24 protein-coding genes are annotated in these 25,916 nt (G+C 35.8%); 12 read left to right on the top strand and 12 right to left on the bottom strand.

All coding sequences use genetic code 11. The features are described 5' to 3' along the window. Nucleotide 1: 1 nt before the first annotated feature. The 5 genes from ZA07_RS03280 (at nt 2) to rlmN (ending at nt 5,897) form a co-directional block, all read left to right on the top strand. On the top strand, nt 2–2,032 hold the full coding sequence (locus ZA07_RS03280; RefSeq protein ID WP_053970302.1) for a transglutaminase-like domain-containing protein: 2,031 nt from the start codon (nt 2–4) through the stop codon (nt 2,030–2,032). A gap of 1 nt (nt 2,033) precedes the next feature. Then, entirely contained in the window at nt 2,034–2,360 is a 327-nt protein-coding gene (locus tag ZA07_RS03275; protein WP_053970397.1) for a nucleotide pyrophosphohydrolase, read from the top strand. A gap of 45 nt (nt 2,361–2,405) precedes the next feature. Continuing rightward, nucleotides 2,406–3,626 carry a 3-phosphoshikimate 1-carboxyvinyltransferase gene (locus ZA07_RS03270; RefSeq protein ID WP_053970301.1) on the top strand — a complete coding sequence of 407 codons (1,221 nt, stop codon included), beginning with the start codon at nt 2,406–2,408 and terminating at the stop codon, nt 3,624–3,626. A gap of 100 nt (nt 3,627–3,726) precedes the next feature. Further along, on the top strand, nt 3,727–4,776 hold the full coding sequence (gene queA / locus ZA07_RS03265; RefSeq protein ID WP_053970300.1) for a tRNA preQ1(34) S-adenosylmethionine ribosyltransferase-isomerase QueA: 1,050 nt from the start codon (nt 3,727–3,729) through the stop codon (nt 4,774–4,776). 77 nt (nt 4,777–4,853) lie between these two features. Next, nucleotides 4,854–5,897, top strand: a complete 1,044-nt coding sequence (gene rlmN, locus ZA07_RS03260; RefSeq protein WP_053970396.1) for a 23S rRNA (adenine(2503)-C(2))-methyltransferase RlmN — start codon at nt 4,854–4,856, stop codon at nt 5,895–5,897. 34 nt (nt 5,898–5,931) lie between these two features. Here the strand turns inward: rlmN and ZA07_RS03255 are convergent, their stop codons facing one another. Next, a complete protein-coding gene (locus ZA07_RS03255; protein WP_053970299.1) occupies nt 5,932–6,741 on the bottom strand; it encodes a choice-of-anchor J domain-containing protein in 810 nt (269 codons plus the stop codon). A 146-nt stretch (nt 6,742–6,887) separates the two neighbouring features. Between ZA07_RS03255 and ZA07_RS03250 the strand changes: the two genes are divergently transcribed. Beyond that, nucleotides 6,888–7,865 (top strand): polyprenyl synthetase family protein, encoded by a 978-nt coding sequence (locus ZA07_RS03250; RefSeq protein WP_053970298.1) that lies wholly within the window; start codon nt 6,888–6,890, stop codon nt 7,863–7,865. Here ZA07_RS03250 and ZA07_RS03245 read toward each other — a convergent pair whose 3' ends face one another. After that, nucleotides 7,866–9,170 carry an aryl-sulfate sulfotransferase gene (locus ZA07_RS03245; RefSeq protein ID WP_053970297.1) on the bottom strand — a complete coding sequence of 435 codons (1,305 nt, stop codon included), beginning with the start codon at nt 9,168–9,170 and terminating at the stop codon, nt 7,866–7,868. It lies immediately after the preceding gene. Between the two features lie 204 nt (nt 9,171–9,374). On the opposite strand from ZA07_RS03245, the gene ZA07_RS03240 reads away from it, so the two are divergent. From ZA07_RS03240 to ZA07_RS03230, 3 genes are read left to right on the top strand one after another with little or no spacing between them, the layout of a single operon-like run. Beyond that, nucleotides 9,375–9,938 (top strand): RNA polymerase sigma factor, encoded by a 564-nt coding sequence (locus tag ZA07_RS03240; RefSeq protein WP_053970296.1) that lies wholly within the window; start codon nt 9,375–9,377, stop codon nt 9,936–9,938. Further along, nucleotides 9,925–10,722, top strand: coding sequence for a hypothetical protein (locus ZA07_RS03235; RefSeq protein ID WP_053970295.1), 798 nt, complete (start codon nt 9,925–9,927; stop codon nt 10,720–10,722). The genes ZA07_RS03240 and ZA07_RS03235 overlap by 14 nt, the downstream gene beginning before the upstream one ends. A 30-nt stretch (nt 10,723–10,752) precedes the next feature. Beyond that, nucleotides 10,753–11,853 carry a hypothetical protein gene (locus ZA07_RS03230; protein WP_053970294.1) on the top strand — a complete coding sequence of 367 codons (1,101 nt, stop codon included), beginning with the start codon at nt 10,753–10,755 and terminating at the stop codon, nt 11,851–11,853. Between the two features lie 34 nt (nt 11,854–11,887). On the opposite strand, the gene ZA07_RS03225 is transcribed toward ZA07_RS03230, so the two are convergent. Continuing rightward, nucleotides 11,888–12,307, bottom strand: coding sequence for a hypothetical protein (locus tag ZA07_RS03225; protein ID WP_157492044.1), 420 nt, complete (start codon nt 12,305–12,307; stop codon nt 11,888–11,890). 108 nt (nt 12,308–12,415) lie between these two features. On the opposite strand from ZA07_RS03225, the gene dnaG reads away from it, so the two are divergent. After that, nucleotides 12,416–14,374 carry a DNA primase gene (gene dnaG, locus ZA07_RS03220; RefSeq protein WP_053970292.1) on the top strand — a complete coding sequence of 653 codons (1,959 nt, stop codon included), beginning with the start codon at nt 12,416–12,418 and terminating at the stop codon, nt 14,372–14,374. Here dnaG and ZA07_RS03215 read toward each other — a convergent pair. Continuing rightward, entirely contained in the window at nt 14,371–15,000 is a 630-nt protein-coding gene (locus ZA07_RS03215) for a response regulator transcription factor (protein WP_053970291.1), read from the bottom strand. The two genes, dnaG and ZA07_RS03215, sit on opposite strands and share 4 nt — an antisense overlap. 105 nt (nt 15,001–15,105) lie before the next feature. After that, nucleotides 15,106–15,894 (bottom strand): NAD(+) synthase, encoded by a 789-nt coding sequence (gene nadE / locus ZA07_RS03210; RefSeq protein ID WP_053970290.1) that lies wholly within the window; start codon nt 15,892–15,894, stop codon nt 15,106–15,108. Between the two features lie 89 nt (nt 15,895–15,983). Between nadE and gldB the strand changes: the two genes are divergently transcribed. Together gldB and gldC are read left to right on the top strand one after the other, a co-directional pair. After that, nucleotides 15,984–16,946 carry a gliding motility lipoprotein GldB gene (gene gldB, locus ZA07_RS03205; protein WP_053970289.1) on the top strand — a complete coding sequence of 321 codons (963 nt, stop codon included), beginning with the start codon at nt 15,984–15,986 and terminating at the stop codon, nt 16,944–16,946. Then, nucleotides 16,946–17,278: a gliding motility protein GldC gene (gene gldC / locus ZA07_RS03200; protein ID WP_053970288.1), complete on the top strand. Its 333-nt coding sequence runs from the start codon at nt 16,946–16,948 to the stop codon at nt 17,276–17,278. The genes gldB and gldC overlap by 1 nt, the downstream gene beginning before the upstream one ends. A gap of 63 nt (nt 17,279–17,341) precedes the next feature. On the opposite strand, the gene ZA07_RS03195 is transcribed toward gldC, so the two are convergent. From ZA07_RS03195 to mreC, 7 genes are all read right to left on the bottom strand, one after another. Next, nucleotides 17,342–19,792 (bottom strand): arylsulfatase, encoded by a 2,451-nt coding sequence (locus ZA07_RS03195; RefSeq protein WP_082316500.1) that lies wholly within the window; start codon nt 19,790–19,792, stop codon nt 17,342–17,344. Between the two features lie 69 nt (nt 19,793–19,861). After that, nucleotides 19,862–20,452 carry a Crp/Fnr family transcriptional regulator gene (locus ZA07_RS03190; RefSeq protein ID WP_053970287.1) on the bottom strand — a complete coding sequence of 197 codons (591 nt, stop codon included), beginning with the start codon at nt 20,450–20,452 and terminating at the stop codon, nt 19,862–19,864. Nucleotides 20,453–20,469: 17 nt separating this feature from the next. Then, nucleotides 20,470–21,165, bottom strand: a complete 696-nt coding sequence (aqpZ, locus tag ZA07_RS03185) for an aquaporin Z (RefSeq protein WP_053970286.1) — start codon at nt 21,163–21,165, stop codon at nt 20,470–20,472. Nucleotides 21,166–21,425: 260 nt separating this feature from the next. Beyond that, nucleotides 21,426–22,703 carry a rod shape-determining protein RodA gene (gene rodA / locus ZA07_RS03180; protein WP_053970285.1) on the bottom strand — a complete coding sequence of 426 codons (1,278 nt, stop codon included), beginning with the start codon at nt 22,701–22,703 and terminating at the stop codon, nt 21,426–21,428. Further along, the gene (gene mrdA, locus ZA07_RS03175) at nt 22,687–24,597 is read right to left on the bottom strand and encodes a penicillin-binding protein 2 (RefSeq protein WP_053970284.1); all 1,911 of its coding nucleotides are present in this window, start codon (nt 24,595–24,597) and stop codon (nt 22,687–22,689) included. The genes rodA and mrdA overlap by 17 nt, the downstream gene beginning before the upstream one ends. Beyond that, a complete protein-coding gene (locus ZA07_RS03170; RefSeq protein WP_053970283.1) occupies nt 24,597–25,100 on the bottom strand; it encodes a hypothetical protein in 504 nt (167 codons plus the stop codon). Before ZA07_RS03170 ends, mrdA begins: the two co-directional genes overlap by 1 nt. Next, on the bottom strand, nt 25,093–25,914 hold the full coding sequence (gene mreC / locus ZA07_RS03165; RefSeq protein WP_053970282.1) for a rod shape-determining protein MreC: 822 nt from the start codon (nt 25,912–25,914) through the stop codon (nt 25,093–25,095). The genes ZA07_RS03170 and mreC overlap by 8 nt, the downstream gene beginning before the upstream one ends. Between the last annotated feature and the right edge of the window lie 2 nt (nt 25,915–25,916).

The raw sequence follows: 25,916 nt of genomic DNA, 5'->3' as shown, positions 1-25,916 counted from the left end.
AATGAAAAACACAACTAACCTACTCCTATTTTTTTTACTAATTACTTGTTCAGCTTTTGCTCAAGATTTTCGATTTGGAAAGGTGAGCAAAGAAGAAGTGAGCCAAAAAAAATGTCCCATAGATTCTAGTGCCAATGCAGCTTATTTGTACAAATCTAGGAGGTCCTATATTAATTACACTGAGAATAAGGGCTTTCATTTAATTACTGAAATATTTGAGCGTATAAAAATTTACGATGCAGATGGCTTTGATCACGCCACTCAAATAATAAGTCTTTATAAAAGTGATTCAAGAAGTGATAGTGAATCTTATAGTGGTTTAAAAGCTTACACCTATAATTTGGTTGGTGGAAAGTTGGAAGAAATCAAATTAAAGAATGATGGTATTTTTGAAGAGGAAGTTTCTAAATATAGAGATCATGTAAAAATAACCATGCCAAATATTTCTGTAGGTTCTGTAATAGATATAAAATATCGTGTGGAGTCTCCATTTTTGAGTAATGTTGATGACTTTGTTCTACAGACGGACATACCAATTATGAATTTGGAAGCCAGTTTCAAATCCCCAGAATATTTCAACTATAAAATTAATGCTAGAGGCTATTTGCCAATCTCGCCTAATTTGGAAACCGGGAATGAGAAAATCACCTTCGCATCAAAGGCTCAGTATGGAAATTCTTATGGTGCCTATTCGGGAACGGGCACCACTAGCAGAAGTGATGTGGACTTTAGAACAAATAAATATAGTTTTAACTTAAAGGATATTCCAGCTTTAAGAGATGAGCCCTACGTTGGCAATATTGATAATTATCGTTCTACAGTGAAGTTTGAATTGTCTTATACACAATTTCCACAATCGACCGTGACAAATTATTCCACGACCTGGGAAGATGTTGTTAAAACAATTTATAAAAATGATTCTTTTGGAAGTGAGCTTAATAAGTCTGGTTATTATGATGACCATATAGATCAACTTTTGGAATCTGCCACAAATGATCTGGAAAAAATCGCCTTGATTTTTGGGTATGTAAGAAATCACATGTCTTGGAATGGGTATTATGGAAAATTAACGGATAATGGAGTTAAAAGAGCCTACAAAGAAAGAAGTGGAAATGTGGCTGAAATTAATTTGATGTTAACCTCTATGATGCGTTATGCGGGCTTGGAATCTTACCCTGTATTAGTAAGTACACGATCAAATGGAATCCCTTTATTCCCAACTATAGACGGTTACAATTATGTAATTGCCAGTGTGAAGAGTGATAATGGTTTTGTTTTATTGGATGCCACCAGCAAGTTTAGTACGCCCAATGTGTTACCTACAAGAACCTTAAACTGGGAGGGGAGAGTTATAAGGAATGATGGATCTTCAACTACTGTAAATTTATACCCTTCAATTAAGGCTAAAAATACAGTCTCAGCGATGGTAACTCTTGATGAACAAGGATCTATTAATGGCTCTATTAGAACGGTATTTTCAAATCACAATGCTCTTAAATATAGAGAGAAATACATAGGTTCAGAGCAGGAATCATTCATTCAGTCTAAAGAGAATACCTATGGAGGTATGGAAATAGAAGAATTTAATGTTGCAAATGATTTAGATTTTAGCAAGCCGGTTATGGAAACCTATTCCTTTACTAAGGAGTCACAGGCCGAAGTAATAGGCGATAAAATTTATTTTTCTCCTTTGTTTTTTATGCGAGATTTAGAGAATCCTTTTAAATTAGAAAAAAGGGAATTTCCTATTGACTTTGGTTACCCATCAGGAAGTAAATATATGATTAATGTGGTAATTCCTGAAGGTTATGAAGTTGAGAGTATCCCAGAACCAGTGGCTTTTTCGCTTCCAGATAATTTAGGTACCTTTAAGTTTAAAATTACAGAAGGTGCTAATTCATCTGTTCAATTAATGATGGAGTCAGATATTAATTCATCCTTGATTCCTGCCAATTATTATAAATCTATCAAGACCTTTTTTCAAGAAATGGTAGATAAGGAAAATGAAAAAGTTGTTCTCAAAAAAGTATAACATGGATATCAAACATGCACAAAAAGAGGTTGATGATTGGATTAAAGAACACGGTGTTCGTTATTTCAATGAATTGACAAACATGGCGCAACTGACTGAAGAGGTAGGGGAGGTTGCCAGAATTATAGCCCGACGTTATGGGGAGCAGAGTGAAAAGGAGAGTGATAAGGAGAAGGATTTGGGTGAGGAATTAGCCGATGTGGTCTTTGTGGTTTTATGTTTGGCCAACCAAACGGGAATTGACCTGCAAGCAGCATTTGATAAAAAGATGGACAAGAAAACCAAACGAGATCACGATAGACATCATAATAATAATAAATTGAAATAGTTTTTCTTGTTTTACCTCAATATCTTTGAGGCTAATATTCAAATAATGACAATCACCCTCAATCCATCCCAACTTAAGAAAGCATCAAACATCACGATTAGCGGATCTAAGAGTGAGTCTAATAGGCTTCTATTGCTTAAGGCCATTTATCCAGCATTAAGTATTACAAATCTTTCAGATTCTGATGATTCGGAAGTGATGCAAAAGGCTCTTAACAGCAAATCTGATGTGATAGATATCCATCATGCAGGGACTGCGATGCGGTTTTTGACCGCTTATTTTGCAAGTCAGGAAGGAAGAACCATTACCTTAACTGGGTCAGATCGCATGAAGGAGCGACCCATCCAAATATTAGTGGATGCACTTCGTGATTTAGGGGCTCAAATTGATTATTTGGAAAATGAAGGATGCCCTCCCTTGAAAATTACAGGATCTCATTTAATCAAATCAAAAATATCACTACCAGCTAATGTAAGTAGCCAGTATATTTCGGCTCTTATGTTGGTGGCTCCAAGTTTGGATCAAGGTTTAGAAATTACTTTGCATGGTCAGATTACTTCTATACCTTATATAAAAATGACCCTTCAACTGCTTCATCAAATTGGGGTTAAGGGTCATTTTGAAAATCAAACTATTAAAGTGTATCCAAAGGGTCAGATGACCCCCAAAACGATTGCGGTGGAATCCGATTGGTCTTCGGCATCCTATTTTTACAGTTTTGTTGCTTTAAGTGATATTGGTACCCAAATAACATTGAGTAGTTATAAAGAGAGCAGTCTTCAAGGAGATTCTATCTTAGCCAATATTTATAAGGAATTCGGCGTGCAAACTACCTTTCTAGAAGATTCCATAGTTCTTGAAAAAGTTGAAATCAATTTAGATGAAAAGCATTTTGATTTGGTTACCTGTCCCGATATCGCACAGACTATTGCCGTAACCTGTTTGGGTTTGGGAATTAAGTGTGATTTGGTAGGGTTACATACTTTAAAAATAAAGGAAACTGATCGGTTGGAAGCTTTAAAGACCGAGATTAAAAAATTGGGAGGCATTGTTTCAATTACAGATAAAAGCTTGCATTTGGAAAGCTCTACTTCCTTAAATTCAAATATAGAAATAGAGACCTATCATGACCATAGAATGGCTATGGCATTTGCTCCTTTGGCGTTAAAAACAACTTTGAAAATTAAGGATGCCATGGTGGTAACCAAGTCTTATAAAGCCTTTTGGGATGATCTTGAGGTCATTGGTGTTGCCCTTTCCAAATAATAATTGGTCAAATACTTGACAACCCCTTGTTTGAGATTGTATATTTGCACCCTTTACGTAAGATAAAGCTTAAGCTTAATTTAAATTTTAAAACAAACAGATGAAATTATCACATTTTAACTTCAATCTACCCAGTGAATTATTGGCTGAGTATCCTTCAGAAAATAGGGATGAGGCACGTTTAATGGTATTGGATAGAAAAACTCAAACTATTGAACATAAATACTTTAAGGATTTAATCGATTATTTTGATGAAAATGATGTGATGATTCTTAACAACACCAAGGTTTTCCCTGCCAGATTATATGGTAATAAGGAAAAAACGGGAGCCAGAATTGAAGTGTTTTTATTGAGAGAGCTTAACGAGGAGCAAAGACTATGGGATGTTTTGGTTGACCCAGCTAGAAAAATCCGTATCGGTAATAAGTTGTACTTTGGTGATGATGAGACGTTGGTAGCTGAAGTTATAGATAATACAACTTCTAGAGGTAGAACCCTTCGTTTTCTTTATGATGGGTCTTACAGAGATTTTAGAACCAAGTTAAGAGAATTGGGGGAAACACCACTTCCAAAATATATCAAAAGAGAGGTAGAGCCAGAGGATGAAGATAGATACCAAACTATTTATGCTAAAAGGGAAGGAGCGGTAGCTGCACCAACAGCGGGGTTGCACTTTTCAAAACATTTGCTAAAGCGTTTGGAGATTAAAGGAGTGAATTTGGCCGAAATTACTTTGCATGTTGGTCTTGGGACATTTAACCCTGTTGAGGTTGAAGATCTGTCCAAGCACAAAATGGATAGTGAAGAGATTTTAATTGAAAAAGCTGCTGTTGAAACCGTAAATAAAGGAATTGCAGAAAAAAGACGTGTATGTGCTGTTGGTACAACTGTAATGCGTGCTGTGGAAAGTTCTGTGTCTTCAAGTGGAACATTAAATGAATTTGAGGGATGGACCAATAAATTTATTTTCCCTCCTTATGATTTCAGTATTGCAAATTGTATGGTAACAAATTTCCATACCCCAAAATCCACTTTATTAATGATGGTTTCTGCTTTTGCAGGTCACGATTTCATGAAAAAGGCTTATGAAGAAGCTGTAAAAGAAAAATACAAATTTTACAGCTATGGTGATGCCATGTTGATTTTGTAGAAAATAATTTTCAAAAATAATTCAAGCCTTGTTTTTACAAGGCTTGTTTTGTTTGTAATTCAATTATCTTTGATATGATGAAGGATAGTAAAAAGGATATTAGGGCGCTGACTAAAGAGCAGTTGCGTGATTTTTTTGTGAAGGAGGGTGATAAAGCTTTTCGAGGAAATCAAGTCTACGAATGGCTTTGGAGTAAATCGGCTCATTCGTTTGATGAGATGACCAATATCTCAAAGGAGACCAGGGATAAATTGGATGCCCATTTTGTAATCAATCATATTGAGGTTGATAGCATGCAGAAAAGTTCAGATGGCACCATTAAAAATGCGGTGAAACTTCATGATGGATTGGTGGTTGAATCCGTTCTCATTCCAACTGAAAATAGAACCACAGCTTGCGTGTCCAGTCAGGTTGGATGCAGTCTAGATTGCAAGTTTTGTGCTACAGCCCGTTTAAAACGCATGCGTAACTTAAACCCCGATGAAATATTTGATCAAGTAGTCGCCATAGATAAGGAAAGTAGATTGTACCATAACAAACCCTTAAGTAACATTGTTTTTATGGGAATGGGAGAGCCATTGATGAATTATAATAATGTGCTAAAGGCTATTGATAAAATTACTTCTCCAGAAGGTTTGGGTATGTCGCCAAAACGCATTGTAGTTTCAACTTCAGGGGTTCCCAAGATGATAAAGAAGATGGCAGACGAAGAGGTAAAGTTTAAATTGGCCGTATCCCTTCACTCAGCGATTGACGAAGTGCGTTCTAAAATTATGCCCTTTAATGAAAATTTCCCACTTAAAGATTTAAGGGAGGCCTTAGAATATTGGTATGCCAAAACGAAAAATAGAATTACCTATGAGTATGTTGTTTGGCGAGGTATAAATGATAGAAAGAAAGATGTAGAAGCTTTAATAGACTTCTGTAAATTCGCCCCCAGTAAGGTGAATTTAATCGAATACAATCCTATAGATGACGGTGAGTTTCAGCAAGCGAGTGAGGAGGCTTTGAATATGTATATTAACATGTTAGAGGCAAATAATATTACTGTTACGGTAAGGCGGTCTCGAGGAAAGGATATAGATGCAGCCTGCGGGCAGTTAGCTAACAAAAATCAATAAAAAAAAGGGAACTTACTAGGTTCCCTTTTTTTTATTAAATCACTATTTTTTTGGTTAAGGTACTGCCGCTTTCTGAGCTTGACAATTGAATGACATAAATTCCTCGGGTAAGATTTGATGTGCTAATGGTGCTTTGAGATGAGCCATCTAAATTTCCTGTTAGCATTTTCTGCCCAGTAATACTGAATAATTGATATTGAGCACTGTTATTCAAATTAGTTACTTTAATCAAATTATTACTGACTGAAATTTGTACATTATTTACGTCAAATTCATCAATGCTTAAGGTTTCCGCTTCAACTACAACATTATCAATCTCAATAGTGAATTGATCTGTGACATCATGATGTCGGAATGCAATGTAAACCATAGGTTCTCCGGCCAAATCTGATAAATCCAATGTACGAGGTGTTAAAGTATTTACACCATCTAAGGTAGACTCGTTAAAATATATGTCAGAGGCAAGGAAGTCATCAATAGTATTTCCAGTAGCTGCATAGACTGTGTAATTTTCTATGTCCCATGAAGCATCTATGGCCATTACTTCATAATTAAGGGAAATTGCTCCAGAGGCACCAGATAAATTCATCATTGGGGAAATGGCCCAATTGTCAGGCGTTAATGCACTGCCGCTCCAAGATGCAGATCTTAATACTGGAGTACCAACAGGTACATCATCATCATCTACAATTTGGACAGCAATCCAATTAGCTCCGTCTCCATCGCTATCAACTAGAGTCCAATCGGAAATATCTGCATCGTCGAAATCATCCGACCAAACAGTTTCTTGTGCTATTAGTTGGATGGAAAATAAAATAGAAAGAAGAAGAGTAAAGTTTTTCATATGATTGATATTTAGTATGTTACTTCCTTAAATCTAGTTATTTAAATCATGAAATCCTAATGACCTATTTTGAATTTTGAGAGAATTGCCAAATGATTGATTTTTTTTATTAGGTTTGCTATTCTTTTAACAAAGAGTGGCTATTCTTGAAAATCGTTGAACAAATAAAGCAGCCTATTGCCTTTGAAATGGAACTTTTTGAGCAAAAGTTCAGACTATCAATGTCTTCCAAGGTGGCCCTACTAAATAGAATCACCCACTACATTGTAAACCGAAAAGGAAAACAAATGCGTCCTATGTTTGTGTTTTTGGTTGCGAAAATGATAAACCACGGTGAAGTTAGTGAAAGAACTTATAGAGGTGCATCGGTTATTGAATTAATTCATACAGCCACGTTGGTGCATGATGATGTCGTTGACGACAGTAACAGACGCCGAGGTTTTTTCTCCATTAATGCACTTTGGAAAAATAAAATAGCCGTATTGATTGGTGACTTTTTACTATCAAAGGGTTTGTTATTATCTATTGACAATAATGATTTTGATTTATTGAAAATCATTTCGGTTGCTGTAAGGGAAATGAGTGAGGGTGAACTTCTTCAAATTGAAAAGGCAAGACGCTTGGATATTACTGAAGAGGTTTACTATGAAATCATCCGTCAGAAGACAGCAACTTTAATAGCGGCATGTTGTAGTCTTGGAGCTGCATCAGTAAAACCTAATTCTCCTGAGGTGGAACAGATGAGGAGATTTGGAGAGTTAATCGGAATGGCGTTTCAAATAAAAGATGATTTATTTGACTATGGAGATGATCAAATAGGAAAACCCACTGGAATTGATATTAAGGAGCAAAAAATGACCTTACCCCTTATTCATGTTTTAAATAAGGCTCCTAAAAAGGAAAGGGCTTGGTTGATAAATTCGGTTAAAAATCATAATAAAAACAAAAGCCGAGTGAAGGAAGTGATTTCCTATGTAAAAACAGAAGGTGGGTTAGATTATGCAATTTCAAAAATGAAAGGCTTCCAGATGGAAGCCCTTGAAATCTTGAACCAATATCCAGATTCTGAATTTAAGAATTCACTGGAACTCATGGTTAATTATGTTATTGATAGAAAAAAATAATTATAAACCTAGATTCATAATTGCATCAGAATTAGGTAAATAATTGTAGCATCTCCAAAAGGATTCCTGATTAGAACCTTCATATTTCCAAGCAACATTGCCATTAGGAGTTATTTCCCAAAACCCATAAGTTCCCTCGCAAATTAAAGTGTTTCCATTGTTGAGTCTTACAGCTCCAGAAATAAATGGAGAGTAAAGAGATGGATCTGTAAAAGACCAAACAATTGTTGGTTCATTATTGAAGTTAGGATTTAAAGAAAACATTGGTATTTCAATTTCCATTACTGAAGATTGCGAAAGATTGTTTCCGTTATTGTATACCAACATATTACCATGACCAGGAATATCTCCTTCTATCAAATTAGGAAAATGGCAATTATAAAAAATTCTTTCTCCTTCCATATTATTATAGGCGGTTGGATTACCAAATCTATAAATGAGATCTCCTCCTCGGTTATAATTGCCTCCCAAATGTTCTGAAGCCTCAGCTGTAGTTGTACTATGGTCAATGACCCAAACTTCACTATAATAATTGACAGTTACATAAATAACATCCTTTTCTTCATCATAATCAAGTCCATTAAAATGCATTAAATTACTTGTTGAAGCCTCGTTGTAATTAATATTTATTAAATGAGGATTCTCAGATACAATTCCATAATTTGGCAAGGTATCGTCAAACTCTTGGACAATATGATCCCAACTATGCCATTCCCAAACAATTTCATCAGTTTCAGGATTAACTTCAATAAGGGTTTCAGTTAATATATTTGCCCCACCATCAACACCATTTTGTTGAGCTACATCTGTTTCTATTCTTTCCCATGCGATAAAAAGGATGTTACCGTTTGGTAATCTATCTAGGTCATGATGGGAAATATAATTGTTACTGTAATATTCAAACTCCCAATCAATGGACCCATCTGGATTTATGAGCCTAATTATTCCGCCATAACCCGGAAAGGAAATAATAGGATTATCAACTTTAAACATTCCCAACAATTGACCATTTTCTAATAGCTCTAAATCTTGGCCCATATTTTTGTTGAAATTCCATTGCTTTATTTTATGTCCTTCCTTATTAAGTATATAAGATTTCGTGCCACCATTTTCAATGGCTAAGACATAACTGTCTTCAAATAAATCTGGCTCATATACCACAATATTATCAGTTGGTTCTTGATCAATGGGCTGTTCAGGATTCTCAACAGGATTACCGCTTGAAATTATTGGGTCGTCATTGCTACTACAAGAAGTGCTTAAAATGAAAATGGAAAAAGCTAGAATGATGAATTTATTATACATGAAATAGGTTTTTGATCAATGAGAATTCAAATATAACTATTCTTGATTGCAATAAAAAAGAGCACTTATTGGTTTACATTTCTTTGTTTTAAATGAGTTGATAATGAGGTTTTTATTGGTAATTTTATTTATTTTTTACATATGAGGCAACCATTTTAGTTTAATTTGCGTCTATGTATATAGAAGTCAATATTTGATCGGCTGTTGAAAGTAATTCAATTATATAAAAATGAAGGGAGGCTTATAGATAAAGCCTTAAAGAATGACCGGGATGCTCAACGCGTGCTATATGATTGGCATAGTCCAAAAATGTTAAGCGTTTGCAGATATTATATAAAGGATGTACAAGAGGCAGAAGAAGTTCTTTTGAATGGGTTTTTAAAAGTGTTTACCCATTTAAAGAGTTTCAAAGGCCATGGAAGTTTTGAGGGTTGGATTAGGCGTATTATGGTAAGAGAGTGTATCTCATTTATTAGGCAGAATAAAAAAGTTGAATTTGCTACAGATGAAGCTCAAATGCCCCAAATAAAATCAGATAATATCACTCAAAGAATAAATGTTGCTGAAATACAACAATTGATTGATCAATTACCCGAAGGGTATAAAATGGTTTTCGTTATGTATGCCATTGAAGGTTACAAACACATTGAAATTGCTGAGATTTTAAATATTTCGGAGGGGACTTCTAAATCACAGTTGTTTAAAGCACGAAAAATGCTTCAACAACAAATTGTAGAACGAAATAAAAGCGAGAATGGCACCACTTAAGTTTGAAGAGAAATTAAAAGAGCAGTTGGAAGAGCGAATGATGCAGCCATCAAACTCAGTTTGGGATAAATTGGAGCTGGAGCTAGATGCCCAAACAAAGAAATCCCAAAAAAGACAATTTTGGATAATTGGTTTAGCAGCTAGTTTGGTTGGAGTAGTTTTATTGTCAACCCTATTTTATAAAATGTCTAACCAGGAAACTTTAGGTGTTGAAGAGAAAAAATTGGTTGAGGAACCTCAAGCGGTGGAGCAGATAAATCAAATACCCTTTAAAGACACTAAAAAGGGAAAAGTTGATAGCAATCAAATGGCCTTTGAAGAAATAGAGACGGAATCTAAATCAAGCCCGTCTGATAGTCCTTTAGTCTCGGTTGAAAAAGAAGAGGTTATAGAAACAAACAGAATTATTAAGAATCAAGAGAAGGAATCCTTTAAGGAAAAGATAGAGGAGGCAACTTTAATTGCAAATCATAGTATCAAAGAACAGGAGGTTGATCATGAGAATGAGAAGTTGCAAGATTTGGCTAATAGTTTAAAAACTCTAAAAGAAACACATGGAGAAGGCGTAGTAGCTGAAGAAGATATAAGCGCCTTGTTGGCTCAAGCCCAAAAAGAAATAAACGATCAAAAAATATATAAAGAAAACTCAAAAACGGTTGACGCCATGATGCTTCTTCAAGACGTTGAGGATGATTTGGATCATTCGTTTAGAGATAAAGTTTTTGAAGCTTTACAAGTTGGTTACAAAACGGTAAAAACTGCAGTTGCCCAACGTAATTATTAAAATTAATCATCAATTAAAAAACGAACAGTTATGAACATCATTACCAAACTTTTGGTGGCACTTGTTTTGTGTCTTGTCACAAGCAATATGAATGCCCAGGACTCTATTCAATTAGAGCAGAAACAAATGAAGATTGAACAACTCAACAAAACCAAAGAAACAATTACTCAGGAGGAAAAGGGAGCCCTCAAAAAGGAAGTAGAGTCTATTAACTCTCAGTTGGAAAAGGGTGAAATCACATCGAGTGAAGCAGAGGCCTTAAAACAAGAAGCTGCCCAAAATCGAGCGTTAAATATTGAGAATAGGTTGGCCATCATTGACAATCAAATCGCTTTATTGGAAAGAAATGGAAATTTGGCGGGTACATATACCCCAGGAAATAGATTCATTTTGGAAATTGGTAAGAATGAAGATTCAGATGAATTTGATCGAGGCTCTTTTTATGTGGGTGAGCGAGAAGATTATAGGTTGAAACCTAGGAAGTACGACCGTCGAACTACAAGTGATTTGGTATTTGCTATCGGATTCAATAATGCCATTATTGAAGGCGAATCATTAAATGATTCACCATATAAATTGGGAGGATCCGGTTTTGTTGAACTGGGATGGGCTTGGAAAACAAGGGTATTTAAGAATAGCAATGCCATGAGACTTAAATATGGATTCTCATTTCAATGGAATAAGTTAGATATTAAGGGGAACAGGATTTTATCTGAGAATAATGAAGGACAAGTGGTGTTGGAAGAGTTTCCTTTAAATGTCCGAAAGTCCAAGTTTAGAACCACTAATATTGTGTTTCCTGTTCATTTTGAATTTGGGCCATCTCGAAAAATTGAGAGAGAAGATTATTTCAGGTATTCAACCTTTCATAAGTTTAAATTTGGAATTGGAGGATATGGAGGGTTCAATATTTCCTCTATCCAAAAGGTGAAATACTATGATGAAAATGATAAGAAGAAAAAGGACAAATACAAGGATTATAACACCAATAATTTTGTTTACGGTTTGAGCGCTTATATGGGTTTTGGAAATATAGGAATTTATGCTAAGTACGATTTGTCTCCTATATTCAATGACCAAGTGATAGACCAAAATAATATTTCACTCGGTTTACGATTTGATTTGGATTAGTTTAATTAAAAAAGCCCTCAATAGAGGGCTTTTTTTAATCGATGTCTTCATAAACAATTGGAGTAAACGAACCTCCATCGGGAGACCTTTCTAGCGTAAGCAAGTGATCATCCACAGAGATAATATTTATATACAGTTCTGAATTTACTTGTATAGGACCTTGAAGGTTTTCAAGTTTCATTTCTCCTGTGGCTTCATTGATCCAGTGCCAGGTGCCAGTAGCTGGATATACATTTCCGGCAAAATGTAATTCTTGTTCATATTCTCCTGTTGAATGAAAGTAGATATCGGCCGAGTAATCGTCTACATCATACCACCATTTATCAAATAATGTTGGTGGAGGTGAATTGTCTTCTGGTTCTGCTGCTGAGTCATCATCGCTTGAACAGCTAAAAATCACTAGGCTAAGGACAATAGCCAGTAGCAAGGGTTTAAGAATTAAATCCTTTTTCATAAGCATTTTTTAATTTGTTAGTAATTGATTAACCCAATCAATTTAACAAAAATATTTTACCCTCTCTTTATTAATCTTTATATTTTTACATTCTTCAATTGTTTAATAATGATCTCAAAGGAATCCATAGACCAAGTATTTGAAACAGCCCGTGTAGAAGAGGTTATTGGAGATTTTGTCAATTTGAAAAAGTCTGGAACTAATTTCAAAGGGCTAAGTCCATTTACCGATGAGCGGTCACCCAGTTTTATGGTGTCACCTGTGAAACAAATCTGGAAGGATTTTAGTAGTGGTAAAGGAGGGAATGTCGTGGCTTTCTTAATGGAGCATGAGCATTTTACCTATCCGGAAGCCATAAAATATTTAGCTAAAAAGTACAATATCGAAGTTGAGGAAACCGAGCAGTCACAAGAGCAAAAGGAGATAGCCAACGAGAAAGAGAGTTTGTATTTGGTCAATGATTTTGCTAATGTTTACTTCCAAAAGGTATTACATAAAACAAATGCTGGTCAGGCGATTGGTTTAAGTTACTTCAAAGAGCGAGGGTTCACAACAGAAACCATTAAGACATTTGGACTTGGATATTCTTTGGATGAATGGACCGCATTTACCGATGAAGCTATAAAAAAGGGTTACAAATTGGAGTTCATGGAAAAAGTAGGGCTCACCATTGTCAAGGGCGAAAAGCAATTTGATCGATTTAAAGGCAGGGTCATGTTTCCCATTTTAAGCATGAGTGGCAGGGTGTTGGGATTTGGAGGAAGAATTTTAATCAATGATAAAAAGGCTGCCAAATATTTAAATTCACCAGAAAGTGATATATATCACAAAGGGAAAGTACTCTACGGGATTTATCATGCCAAACAAAGTATAGCTAAAGAAGACAACTGTTTTTTGGTAGAAGGATACACAGACGTCATTCAATTCCATCAAACAGGGATTCATAACGTAGTGTCTTCTTCAGGTACGGCACTCACCCCTGATCAAATACGATTGATAAGTAGACTGACTAAAAATATTACGGTGTTGTTTGATGGAGATGATGCGGGAGTTAGGGCATCTATCAGAGGGATTGATTTAATTTTGGAACAAGGAATGAATGTGCGGGTATGTTCGTTTCCGCAAGGAGAGGACCCCGATAGTTTCGCTAAAGAAAATACCCTTGAAGAATTATCGCTTTACCTGGAAGAAAACGCACAGGATTTTATCCAATTTAAGGCGACTTTGCTCACCAAAGACTCTAAGAATGATCCCATAAAAAAGGCTGAGACCATAAGAGAGATCATCCAAAGTATTTCCAAAATTCCAGATAGGATCAAACAGGAAGTTTATATACAGGAATGTGCCAAAATCATGGATATTGGCGAGGAAGTACTGTTCAGCACCTTAGCTCAGCTGGGTAAAAAGGAGTTAAATGAGGCAAATAAAAGTTTTAAAAAAGAACAAAAAGCTTTTGATGTCATTCGCAATGAGCAGCCAGTAAAAAAGGTTGATGTGCAATATGAATTGGAAAGACGCATCATACAGATACTATTACTTTACGGAACGAGAGTAGAAGAATTTGAAGATTTGATTTTAAAGGAAAATGAGGAGGGTGATTTGGTTTTGGAGCCGGTAAAGCAAGAAGCTCGTGTTTTTGAAAAGGTGTTTCTTGATTTACAGGAGGATGAAATGGAATTTACCAATGAACAGTTTAAAACACTATATTATACGGTTGTTGAACAATTAAACCAAAACCCAGAAATTACCGTAGAGAGTTTTGTAAATGATGTAGAGCCGCATATTGCTTCAGAAATAACCACTATTTTAATGGAAGATGAGCGATACGAACTTTCTGATTGGACAAAAAAGGATATTTATCCCAAAAAGAAGACCGATACAGTTTCACAATTAGTTAGTGAGACCATTTTACATTTAAGATGTTTTTTAATAAGTAAAAAGATTGATGAATTGGGGGAGACAACCAAATCCAATATCGCAGATCAACATCTTGAAATATTGGAAGAGGTTATGGGTTATAAAAAATTGGATAATTTGTTATCCAGAAAGCTGAACAAGCCTATCTAAATGTCCATTAATTTAGCTCGGTTAATGAGGTCAACAATGTTTGTTACATGTAGTTTTTTCATTAAGCGTGCTTTATAAGTACTCACGGTTTTTTCATTAATTTCCAACTCTTCAGCTACTTCTTTGTTTTTCTTGCCTGAAGAAATAAGTTTTAAAACCTCCACTTCTCTGGTAGATAATTTTTTGTAATGGGAAGTAGATGATCTGCCTGCCTTTCTACCAAAAGCCAATTGATGAGCAAGAGTAGGACTTAAGAATTTATCGCCATCAGCTACCTTCAAGATGGCTTCCTTCAGTGTAATGATGTTTGAAAATTTAGAGATATATCCAGATGCACCTGCTTTAATGACATTTAAGGCATAAATTTCTTCGGGTTGCGCAGTAAAAATAAGCACTTTAATTTCAGGATATTCTTTAGAAAGTCTCCTTAAAGCAGTAATTCCATTTAATTTAGGAAGGTCAATTTCAGATAATATGACATCTGCCTTTTCCTGTTTTAGAAAGTCAAAGATAGCTTCACCGTTACTAACCCCTCCTACAACTTTTATATTTGGAGAGGACATGAATAAAAGCTCAATCCCTTTTCTAATGATAGGATGGCTGTCAACAACTAACAGTTTAATCATTTTCTTAGTGTTTTTAAATTATTAGGCTGTTGAGGTAAAAATTAGGGTCAAGCAAAGTCCACTTATTGTAAAGATAGTAAATATAAATGATACTAAGTCAGATTTTTACTTCAAATAATCGGGAATTTCACATATGGGTATGGGAACCATTTTATGCTTGTTGGCTTGATTGAAACGCTTGTAAATCTTAAAAACTTCTAGTTCGCGCCCACTAAAATCAGTTGCCTTTTTACCCTTTTCGTCCATTTTCATGGCCCATTCAAGCTCTGGGTATGAAGCTCCAATTTGATCTTCGTCAGTTCGGTCATCACCCCATAATCCATCAGTTGGTTGCGCTTCAATAATTTCTTGATTGATACCTAAAACCTTCGCAATTTCATAAACTTCAGTTTTCAAAAGGTCAGCAATTGGGCTTAAATCAACGCCGCCATCTCCATACTTGGTGTAGAAACCAACTCCAAAATCTTCAACCTTATTTCCGGTTCCTGCTACTAAATAACCATTTAAGGCCGCAAAATAATAAAGGGTAGTCATTCTTAACCTAGCTCTTGTATTGGCTAATGACATAAAGCGATCTTCCTCATTTTTTACGGTTGGTAAAGAGGCTACCAAACTATCAAAAACAGGAGTTAAATTAACTTGTGTCAATAACACATTAGGAAAATGTTCTTGTAGCCAGTTAATATGGTTTATGGCTCTTGTTACTTGCGAAGATGCTTGGTGTATAGGCATTTCAAGGCATAATACATCGAGTCCTGTTTTAGCACATAATGTGGAGGTTACTGCAGAATCAATACCTCCAGAGATACCTATCACAAAACCGTTAATTTTAGCATTAGTGGCATAATCCTTTAGCCAATTGACAATATAATCTATAACTTTTTCTGTTTGCATGTTCCAAGTTTTAAGTCAAAGAATAGTAACTTTGCCTAACAAAAATAGGTTTTACCTAGTACTTTTAAAAATTAACAGCTAGCAAGTTTATGAAGAAATTTCTCTTATTTCTTTTTCTAGGTTTTGCCGTGTTTTCTTGTAAAAAGGAAGATGAGGTAGAAAAAAGGATCGCTAAGATTCAAATAGATTTTCAGATAGAAAGATTTGATAAAATATTTTCAGAAACCACAGTTGAGACCTTAAGTGAAACAAAAAGGGAGTATCCATTTATGTTTGCCAAAAAGTATCCCGATTCTTTTTGGATTGCTAAAATTCAAGATACCCTTCAGCAAGAATTGTCAAAGGAAACGATAAAGGCTTTTCCGCAATTAGATGATGAGAAGGAAGATATTAGAAAGCTCTTCCAACATTTAAAATATTATTTTAATGAGTTTCGAACTCCTAGAGTCATTACGGTAACTTCCTCGGTGGACTATAGAAACAAATCCATAGTGACCGATTCTATTGTGTTGATTTCTTTGGATACCTATTTAGGGGAAGGCCATCATTTTTACGAAGGCATTCATAAATATATTCGTGATAATTTTGAAAGAGAGCAAATTGTAGTCGATATGGCGGCAGCATATGCAGAAAAGTTTATTTTCCAATCAGAAAGAAAGACGCTTCTTGATGAGATGATTTATCATGGGAAAATACTTTATTTTAAGGATAAGGTCATTCCTTTTAAAAGTGATGCTGAAAAAATGGGTTATACCCAAGATCAATTGGATTGGGCAATGGCTAATGAAGAACCTATTTGGAGGTATTTTATAGAAAGGGAACTGCTGTATAGTACAGATGCTAAATTACCTAGTAGATTTATAAACCCTGCTCCCTTTTCTAAATTTTACTTAGAAGAAATTGATAAAGAATCACCCGGTAGAATAGGCGCGTATTTGGGATGGCAAATTGTTAGGTCTTATATGGAAAATAATGAGACCTCCTTTAAAAATATGTTGATCATGGAGCCAGAAGAGATATTTAATAACGCAAAATTTAAACCTAAAAAATAATGTCTATTATAAAATCAACCATAGAATTAAATGTAGAACTTGATGAAAACCGAGTTCCAGAAAAGTTATTTTGGACAGCCCAAGATGGCGGTATTGAAAATGAGGAAGCTAAAGCTATGTTGCTTTCAGTTTGGGATAGTGAAGCCCAAGAAACACTTCGAATCGACTTGTGGACTAAAGAAATGCCAGTAGATGAAATGAAAGTGTTTTTCCATCAAACTTTGGTCGCCATGAGTGATACCTTTCATAGAGCTACTCAAGACGAAAAGATGACCGCAACTATGAAAGATTTTTGTGATTATTTTGCTGAAAAGCTGGAATTGAAGAAGTAATAAAAAAGGTCTGACACAAACCAATTTGTAGTCAGACCTTTTTAACACTAATGAAACACTTATTTATTGAGTCATCATTAAGCGTTTGGCTTCAGCTTCTAAATCTCGATAAGGAGTTCCTTCTACTGTAACACCAACTGCTTGAATTTTTCCTCCTTCAAATTCTCCCGGTGATTTATATAATTCACTCACATTGTCGCCACTATCATAACCCACACAAAGCCCATCTCCTGAAAGGGTAAACTTAGCAGGTTGCGTTTTCATAGGTCCCTCGGCTACAACAGTTTCATTGATATAAAGTTTAGTGTGACCAATGGCTTCTCCATAATCCCCTTGACTCTCCTTGACAAATTCCATTCCTAGGGTATACTTGCCCGGTTTTAGCGTGGTGTTGGAAACAAAAACCTGTTCAGGTTTGATGCCTAAGAAGTTATAAACGTAATATAATTTCTTGTCTTTAATGAAAAGAGCATGCCCTCCAAAACGCGAACCATGGGCAAAAATAACACCCTCTGGGTTGGCCTTAGTAATTTCTACATTGGCCAGTATTTTATAGTTTCTGCCCCTGATGTTTACGGCAACTCCTTCTGGAACGGGAGCTGTTTTTGGGTAATAGATATAGCGGTCTTTTTTAGCTTCTTGAGTTGGACGCTCTGTACCTAGAATTTCTGCTGCACTTCTATCATCTAATGGTAAAACCTTATTTATTTCAGCTTGACGGAACCATTCTTCTTTAAGCTCCTCCAGTTTTTCTGGGTATTCTTCGGCTAGATTGTTGTTTTCGGAACGGTCTTCGGCTACATGATATAATTCCCATACATCATCCTCAAAGTTACTTTTTCCTGATAAGGGCGAGTGTACTGCGGCAGCCTTCCAGCCATCTTTCCAAATGCCTCGGGTTCCAAGCATGCAATAGTACTGCACCTCTTTTTGTGTGCGACCATTTGGATCTGCGTCAAAAGTATAGGCCATAGAAACTCCCGAAAGTGGTGTTTGCTCAACACCATTATAAACTTTAGGCATTTCAATACCACAAACCTCTAATAATGTGGGGACAATATCAACTGAATGATGGTATTGATGGCGAATTTCACCTTTAGCTTTTATACCTTTTGGCCAGGAAATGACCAATGGGTCATTAGTTCCGCCAGCATATTGCGAGTAACGCTTAAACATTTTAAATGGTGCTGAAAAAGCTGCAGCCCATCCAGTAGGGAAGTGGTTGTAGGTGTCAGGTCCTCCCAAAACATCTATATATTTTAAATTTTCTTCCAAGCTGTCAGGATAGCCATTAAAGAATTTGTTTTCGTTTACAGATCCATTAGGGCTACCTTCACCTGAAGCACCATTGTCAGCAGCATAAAGTACTATAGTGTTTTCCAATTGGCCAGTTTCTTCCAAATAATCAATGATACGGCCGACTTGAGCATCAGTATATTCTGAAAAACCAGCATAAACTTCAGCCATTCTCGAGAACAATTTCTTTTCATTGTCGTTTAGCTCCTCCCATGGACGCACATAATCGGCTGGATTTGCCATATTTTCTGGCATAGGGTTAAAATCGGCCATTCCGGTGTCTTCGGGTAAAATTCCTTTTTCTTTCATTCTGTTAACTACCCAGTCTCGATAGGCGTCATAACCATCATCAAATTTGCCTTTATACTTTGCTGTATATTCGGCAGGAGAGTGGTGTGGAGCATGATTGGCGCCCGGGTTAAACCACATATAGAATGGTTTTGATGGATTGGTTGCATTTTTATCACGCAACATGGTAATGGCTTGATCTGCCAAATCTTTTGATAAATGGTAGCCTTCCTCAGGAGTGGCAGGTGCTTCAATAAAGTGGTTATCCATGACTAAATCAGGATACCAGTTGTTTGTTTCCCCGCCTAAGAACCCATAAAAACGATCGAAGCCAATTTGTGTTGGCCATTCAGAACGACTTCCTCCTGGTGCCACATCTTGCTCGGGGACATTGTGGTTTTTTCCTATCCAAAAGGTACTCCAGCCATTATCTCTTAAGATTTGAGCAAATGGGGCACAATCATCTGGAACTCGTCCATTTGATCCAGGGAAACCATCGGCTGTTTCAGTAATAGATGCCATTCCATTTAAATGGTGATTTCTACCTGTTAAAATAGTAGAGCGAGTAGGGGAACAAAGGGCTGTTGTATGCCATTGTGTATAAGTTAAGCCGTTGGCGGCTAGTTTGTTCAAGGTAGGCATATTGATACGCCCACCATACGGAGACCAAGCTCCAAGACCTGTGTCGTCATAAAGAACAAAAAGAATGTTAGGAGCGCCTTCAGGAGCAGATTTTGGGGTGTAGGCCGACCAGTCTGATTCAGAATCTCTTATGTCTAGGGCTATTTTTCCCTTGAAGCCATCGTCTTTGGTTACAGTAGTTTCTTCTGTTGGAGAGGTTTTGTTGGTGTTGCAAGAAGAAATAAAAAATAGTAGTAAAAGGAAACTAATAATAGATGGGTTTCCTTTTTGAAATTTAAAAATTCTCATAGATAATTGGTAATAGATTAATATTAAGAGCTTTACCAAAACTAAGGGAAGTGTAACACTAAAAAAATATCATTTGATAATTTTCAGCTTTTTTTTAATGCGATGGAGTGTTAAAGGTTTTACACCTAAGAAACTGGCGATATGCTTGTCAAAAGTGGATTCCAGATAAAGCGGATTCAGTTCCAACAAATCCTGATATCGTTCTTCAGAACTCATTGAAACAAAGGCATGAATTCTATTTGAAAATGCAGAAATAATCTCTTTCAGGAAATGTATATAAAGCTGCATTAGTTCAGCATTTTTATAACCGAGAGATTCTAACTTTGCGATGTCAAATTTTAGAATATGGGTTTCACCAATTGCCTCAATTATTAAAATTTGTGGGCAATTTTCAAATACTCTTGGGTCTCCAAAAAGATAACCTTCAGAACGCATGTGACAATTTAATTCCTGGCCATTTTCTTTTAGGCTATAAGCCCGAGAAGAACCACTAAGAATTAAAAACACGTATTTATCAGTTCTGCCACTTTCTAAAATAATATCTTTGCTTTTATGGATTTCATATTGACAAAGACCAATGAATTGATCAATTGCTTCGGTACTTAAAAAAGGTAAGAAGCTTTGCACACGTGTTTTTATTTTTTCACTAGAAAGTGGCATCCAACAAATTTATTAAGTTAATCTTCTGAGGTATCGTTTTCCCAAATTTTAAAAACAAAACCAGCAATGATAGCTCCAAGAATGGGTGCTACCCAGAAAAGCCATAATTGTTCAACGGCCCAACCTCCTACAAATAGCGCCTGACTTGTGCTTCTTGCGGGGTTAACAGAGGTATTGGTTACTGGTATGCTAATTAAATGGATAAGCGTTAAGGTAAGTCCTATGGCTATTCCAGCAAATCCAGTGGGAGCCTTTTTATGAGTGGCGCCAAGAATAACCAATAAAAACATAAATGTCATTACGACTTCAGTTACTAAAGCCGATTTTAGGCCATAACCTAAAGGTGAATGCTCACCATAACCGTTTGCAGCAAACCCGTCAGAAACACTAAAAGCATCATTTCCTGACGCAATAACATATAATGTGGTTGCTGCAGCAAATCCGCCTAATAATTGACTGGCAATGTAACCGGGTAGGTATTTTCCTTTAAATCTACCTCCAACCCAAAGACCAATGGAGACAGCAGGATTAAAATGAGCGCCAGAAATGGGCCCAAAGGCATAAACACCTGTTAAAACAGTTAAACCAAAAGCCAGCGCGACGCCAGCAAAACCAATTCCTAATTCAGGAACACCAGTAGCCAAGACAGCACTTCCACAGCCTCCTAAAACAAGCCAAAAAGTTCCAAAAAATTCAGCTATAAATTTTCTCATGATGTTAGTTGTTAAAGTTAAAAGTTAAAATGAGCTATTAAGGAAAAGAGAAAAAACTTTAAACTGCTATCATCTATTGATCGTCACGAAATACAGTCCTTTCCAAAAAGAAATAAAGTTTGGGTTTTGATATGAAATAATTTGAGTGATGGAAATATGTAATTGATTCAATAGGATACATCATATTTTGGTATATGCTTTTTAAATCCCTCAGTTAAATATAATCAATTAATATTTAAGTGCTTAAAAAAAGTGAAAAATTACCATTCGTTGATTCGGTTGGAATCTAATTTTATGAATATGAAAAGTAGAATGGTAAAGCCCCATAGGCTAGAACCGCCATAGCTAAAAAAGGGCAAAGGTATTCCAATAGTTGGGATCAAACCCATGACCATGCCAATATTGATTAAAAAATGGAAAAAGATGATGGATGCCACACTGTATCCATAAACGCGACTGAATTGAGATTTTTGTAATTCTGCTAGATGTAGGACCCGCAATAAAAGTAAAACAAAGAGTATAACAACTGTAACGGTTCCCATAAAACCCCATTCTTCACCCACAGTGCTGAATATATAATCTGTATGCTGTTCTGGTACAAATTTTCCAGTAGTTCTAGTGCCTTCTAGGAATCCTCGCCCCGATAATCCTCCAGACCGAATGGCCTTTTCTGATTCGTAAAGGTTATAAAGGATATCGCGCCTCATTTCGGCAATTTTATCTGGATCCTTTTCTAACCTTAACCAAAGACTAATGCGATCTTTTTGATGGGCTTTTAAAACATTTTCATAAAAGAACTGGACTCCAAATGATAAAATGGTACAAGCTAAAATAGCTAGAAGGGATTTTATTAGAACGGGTTTCTTCTTCCTAGTGAAATGATAGGTTAAAATAAGAGTTATAGCTATTATTGAAGCAACGACACCTCCAAATTTCAATGATAAAATGGACATGACTACTGTAGAAATAAGGAGTGTGAGGTATTGATGTGGTAAACCTTCTCTATAAAAAACAAAAATAAAAGAGCCATAAACTAGGGTGCTGCCCGCATCATTCTGTAAAAGAATAAGAATAGCCGGAACAACCAAAATAGCAAATGCCTGAAGTTGACCTTTAAATGTTTTGATATCTGTTTGTAAATCGCTTAAATATTTAGCGACGGCGAGGGCTGTTGCAGCTTTTGCAAACTCACTAGGTTGAAAGGTCATGCCGCCTATCCCATACCAAGAAGTGGCGCCATTGACATTCTTCCCGAAAATAAAGAGACCAGCCAAGGAAAGCATGGAAGCTAAGTAAATGATACTCGCGAAGCGTTCATAAAATTTGGCTTCTATGGATAGTATCATGACGATTAAGACAAATGTTAATAATATAAATAGGAGTTGCTTCCCATAAGATTTAGAAAAGTCCAAATATTCAATAGTTTCCCCACTGTGGGAAGCCGATAATATATTCAACCAACCAAATCCCACCAAAAGCAGAAAAATGATTATTGTAATCCAGTCAAATTTGAAATTTCTATCAGTTTGTCTGATCATTATCTGCTTTTAAATGTAATCCTTGAACCTTAGCTCCATCATTAATAGTAAATGGTTTTCCTGCATATGGTTTGGCATATTCCTCTTCCAAACTTTTTTCCAATACCATTTTCTCCATTTGTTTTAGGGTGACTTCTCCTTTAATATATTTTTCAATCATAAGACTGGCAATTCTTCCTGCCCATCTAGCGCCATAGTAACCATTTTCAACAAATACGGCAATAGCTATTTTGGGATCATCTTTTGGTGCAAAAGCAATAAAAATACCATGGTCGGTTAATTGCACTCTTTCTCCCTCTACTTTTGCAAAATTTTCGGCAGTACCAGTTTTTCCACAAATTTCAATTCCCGGAACTTTTAAAAAGGATGCTGTGCCATAGTTATAAACATCATTAAGGCCTTGTATAACGGGTTCAAAATATTTTTTGTCGATGGTAGTGTGATGAATTTCCTTATACTTGGGGTCTATTTCTTGGTTTTCTATATCCTTGATGATATGTGGCGTATAATAAAAGCCTCTATTTGCGATAGCAGCTGTCATATTGGCCAATTGTATTGGGGTTACCAATACCTCACCTTGACCAATAGAGTTTGAAATAATGGTGGTTGCTCCCCATTTAAAGTCGGGGTACCATTTGTCATAATAGGCTCCGTTTGGAATATTACCTGGTTGGCCAATAGGAAGATCATATCCCAGAAAATTTCCTAAACCAAAGCTCTTTATATGATCGCTCCAAACATCCATCGCATGACTAGCATCGTTGTACTTTCCAATGGTTTTTCTAAAGGCATTGGCAAAATAGGAATTACAGGATTTGGCAATTCCCCTGGTTAAATCTCTAGATCCACCACCGCAGTGACATCCCATTGGTCTTCGACCTCCATAGTGATATGCTCCTGTACAGGTTACTGTTCCTTCTGGAACGATAGCATGCTCTTGAAGTGCGGCTAAGGCAATCAGAGTTTTAAAGGGCGAGCCTGGTTCATGCATTCTTTGGAGACTTCTATCAATTAAAGGTCTATTAATGGTGTCATTATATAGCTGGGTATAATTTCTCGAGCGCTTCCTTCCCACCAAAAGATTGGGGTTGTAGGTGGGGGCAGAAATTAAGGTTAAGATTTCACCAGTAGAAGGTTCAATGGCCACAATTCCACCATGTTTGTTTTGCATTAATATTTCTCCATATTCTTGTAAAGCAGCGTCTATGGTAATTGTGATATCTTTACCTTGTTTTGGCAGGGTATCAAATTTACCGTCCTTGTAAGGACCAATATCTCTATTGAAACGGTCCTTTTGAATGAACTTGATGCCTTTAACTCCCCTTAATTCTTCTTCATAGGAGAGTTCGACTCCTTGTTTTCCTATTAAATCCCCCATTTTATAATATGGGTTTTTCTCAATCTGACCAGGATTTACTTCTGCAATAAACCCCAATACATTGGCGCCAATGCTTGTTTGGTAATCTCTAAGGAGTCTCTTTTGAATATAAAACCCTTCAAACTTTCTCATTTTCTCCTGAAGAACTGCATAATCTTCTTTTGATAGATGGGCTACAAATACAGAAGGCAACCTGGGAGAATAATGGTAGGCTTTATCGTAAGTTTTTATAAATTGTTCCTTAGTAATTTTTAAAAGCGAACAAAACTCTAAAGTATCCAATGGTTTTACTTCCCTTGGAATAATCATGACATCATAAGAAGGCTGATTAGCTACCAATAATTCGCCGTTTCTATCATATACAAATCCGCGTTTTGGGTAATCAAAAACCTTTCTAATGGCGTTGTCCTCATATAAATTATGAGTAGATGAATTGAGCACCTGTAAATAGAATAGTCTAGAAACAAAGGTGATTCCAGTGGCAACAATCAAAAAAAACAGTAAAAATTGTCTCATTAATTTCTTTTCCTAAAAATGATGTTGAATCCAACGCACAAAATAATAGTAAAAATACTAGAGAAAAACGCTTTTTTCAGGATTAAAATTATACTGGAAATGTTAAATACTTCCAGAAAGAATAAAATAAAATGATGCAGAAAGACAACCAAACTCATATAGACGAGCATAGAGCCAAAATCTATACTTTTAAATTTAACCGTTTGGTAGTCGTATGAAGTTCCAAAAGATGATTTTAAGGCAACAGGTCTCAAAATAGCGGCGGTTATACAAGCAGCCGCATGAACTCCTCCAGAATCTGAAAACATATCTATAGTAATACCTAATAGAAAACTTACTAAAAGAAAAACACTCCTATTTCCGTTTATCGGGTATAGTAGAATGAATAATACATATAAATAGGGATTAATATGTCCCAAAAAATTGATGTGATTTAAAACCAATACTTGAAGTAAAACCAGCAATATAAATCTCGCGATATGTCCTAAAATTGAACTATTCATTTCGGTTATTTAACAAGCTATCAATTTCTTCTTTATCACGATTTTCAATGACGTAAACATGTTCAATATTGGTCATGTCATTAAAGAGTTTGACCTCTATGTTGTAAAAATTCTCAGCTTCATCCAATTCATAGGATTGTATGGAGCCAATGGGGATATTTTTAGGAAAAATAGCTGATAATCCAGAAGTTAAAATGGTATCGCCTTCTTTCAAAGGAGCTATTTTTGGGATTTCCTTTAATTGAACTACGTTTGGGCTCTTTGTATTCCATTGTAAAGAACCAAAATGATTGGTATTTTTTAATTTGGCACTTATCCGACTGTTGGTGTTCAAAATTGATAAAACTGTCGCATAATTTTTGCTTGTTTTGTCAATGATTCCTAAGATGCCTTTTGATGTGATGACACCCAAATCCTCTTTCAGACTATCTTTTTTACCTCTATTCACCAGTAGTACGTTGTCAGTGGCCGAATAACTATTCTTAATAACAACTGCAGGAATGAATCTGTAATTACCTCCGTACCTTGTAGTATCGTTAAATGCTTTAGAAAGGGAGTCTGAAGAATTATAAAGGATGGATTTCAAATAATTATTTTCTTCTTGAAGCAGAATGTTTTGATTCTTTAGATGAAAATATTCATCAATATTATTAGCTGAATTATAAATACCACCAGAAATAAAGTTGGCAGAATTTACAAACTTGCTTTTGTGATAGGAATGAGATTGAATTGTAAAAACCAAAGAAACAAATAGCAGCGTGAGATACAACAAAAAAACTTTGTTTCTTAGAATGAAGTTTATGATTTGTTGCATGC

Source organism: Mangrovimonas sp. ST2L15 (assembly GCF_001280515.1).
Classification (GTDB): Bacteria; Bacteroidota; Bacteroidia; order Flavobacteriales; family Flavobacteriaceae; genus Mangrovimonas; species Mangrovimonas futianensis.
This window is presented reverse-complemented; position numbering and strand designations above follow the sequence as displayed.

Bases quoted from the DNA above. Each gene is read 5' to 3' on its own strand.
- ZA07_RS03280 (WP_053970302.1), top strand. From the start codon at position 2: ATGAAAAACACAACTAACCTACTCCTATTTTTTTTACTAATTACTTGT.
- ZA07_RS03275 (WP_053970397.1), top strand. From the start codon at position 2,034: ATGGATATCAAACATGCACAAAAAGAGGTTGATGATTGGATTAAAGAA.
- ZA07_RS03270 (WP_053970301.1), top strand. From the start codon at position 2,406: ATGACAATCACCCTCAATCCATCCCAACTTAAGAAAGCATCAAACATC.
- queA (WP_053970300.1), top strand. From the start codon at position 3,727: ATGAAATTATCACATTTTAACTTCAATCTACCCAGTGAATTATTGGCT.
- rlmN (WP_053970396.1), top strand. From the start codon at position 4,854: ATGAAGGATAGTAAAAAGGATATTAGGGCGCTGACTAAAGAGCAGTTG.
- ZA07_RS03255 (WP_053970299.1), bottom strand. From the start codon at position 6,741: ATGAAAAACTTTACTCTTCTTCTTTCTATTTTATTTTCCATCCAACTA.
- ZA07_RS03245 (WP_053970297.1), bottom strand. From the start codon at position 9,170: ATGTATAATAAATTCATCATTCTAGCTTTTTCCATTTTCATTTTAAGC.
- ZA07_RS03235 (WP_053970295.1), top strand. From the start codon at position 9,925: ATGGCACCACTTAAGTTTGAAGAGAAATTAAAAGAGCAGTTGGAAGAG.
- ZA07_RS03230 (WP_053970294.1), top strand. From the start codon at position 10,753: ATGAACATCATTACCAAACTTTTGGTGGCACTTGTTTTGTGTCTTGTC.
- ZA07_RS03225 (WP_157492044.1), bottom strand. From the start codon at position 12,307: ATGAAAAAGGATTTAATTCTTAAACCCTTGCTACTGGCTATTGTCCTT.
- dnaG (WP_053970292.1), top strand. From the start codon at position 12,416: ATGATCTCAAAGGAATCCATAGACCAAGTATTTGAAACAGCCCGTGTA.
- ZA07_RS03215 (WP_053970291.1), bottom strand. From the start codon at position 15,000: ATGATTAAACTGTTAGTTGTTGACAGCCATCCTATCATTAGAAAAGGG.
- nadE (WP_053970290.1), bottom strand. From the start codon at position 15,894: ATGCAAACAGAAAAAGTTATAGATTATATTGTCAATTGGCTAAAGGAT.
- gldB (WP_053970289.1), top strand. From the start codon at position 15,984: ATGAAGAAATTTCTCTTATTTCTTTTTCTAGGTTTTGCCGTGTTTTCT.
- gldC (WP_053970288.1), top strand. From the start codon at position 16,946: ATGTCTATTATAAAATCAACCATAGAATTAAATGTAGAACTTGATGAA.
- ZA07_RS03195 (WP_082316500.1), bottom strand. From the start codon at position 19,792: ATGAGAATTTTTAAATTTCAAAAAGGAAACCCATCTATTATTAGTTTC.
- ZA07_RS03190 (WP_053970287.1), bottom strand. From the start codon at position 20,452: ATGCCACTTTCTAGTGAAAAAATAAAAACACGTGTGCAAAGCTTCTTA.
- aqpZ (WP_053970286.1), bottom strand. From the start codon at position 21,165: ATGAGAAAATTTATAGCTGAATTTTTTGGAACTTTTTGGCTTGTTTTA.
- rodA (WP_053970285.1), bottom strand. From the start codon at position 22,703: ATGATCAGACAAACTGATAGAAATTTCAAATTTGACTGGATTACAATA.
- mrdA (WP_053970284.1), bottom strand. From the start codon at position 24,597: ATGAGACAATTTTTACTGTTTTTTTTGATTGTTGCCACTGGAATCACC.
- ZA07_RS03170 (WP_053970283.1), bottom strand. From the start codon at position 25,100: ATGAATAGTTCAATTTTAGGACATATCGCGAGATTTATATTGCTGGTT.
- mreC (WP_053970282.1), bottom strand. From the start codon at position 25,914: ATGCAACAAATCATAAACTTCATTCTAAGAAACAAAGTTTTTTTGTTG.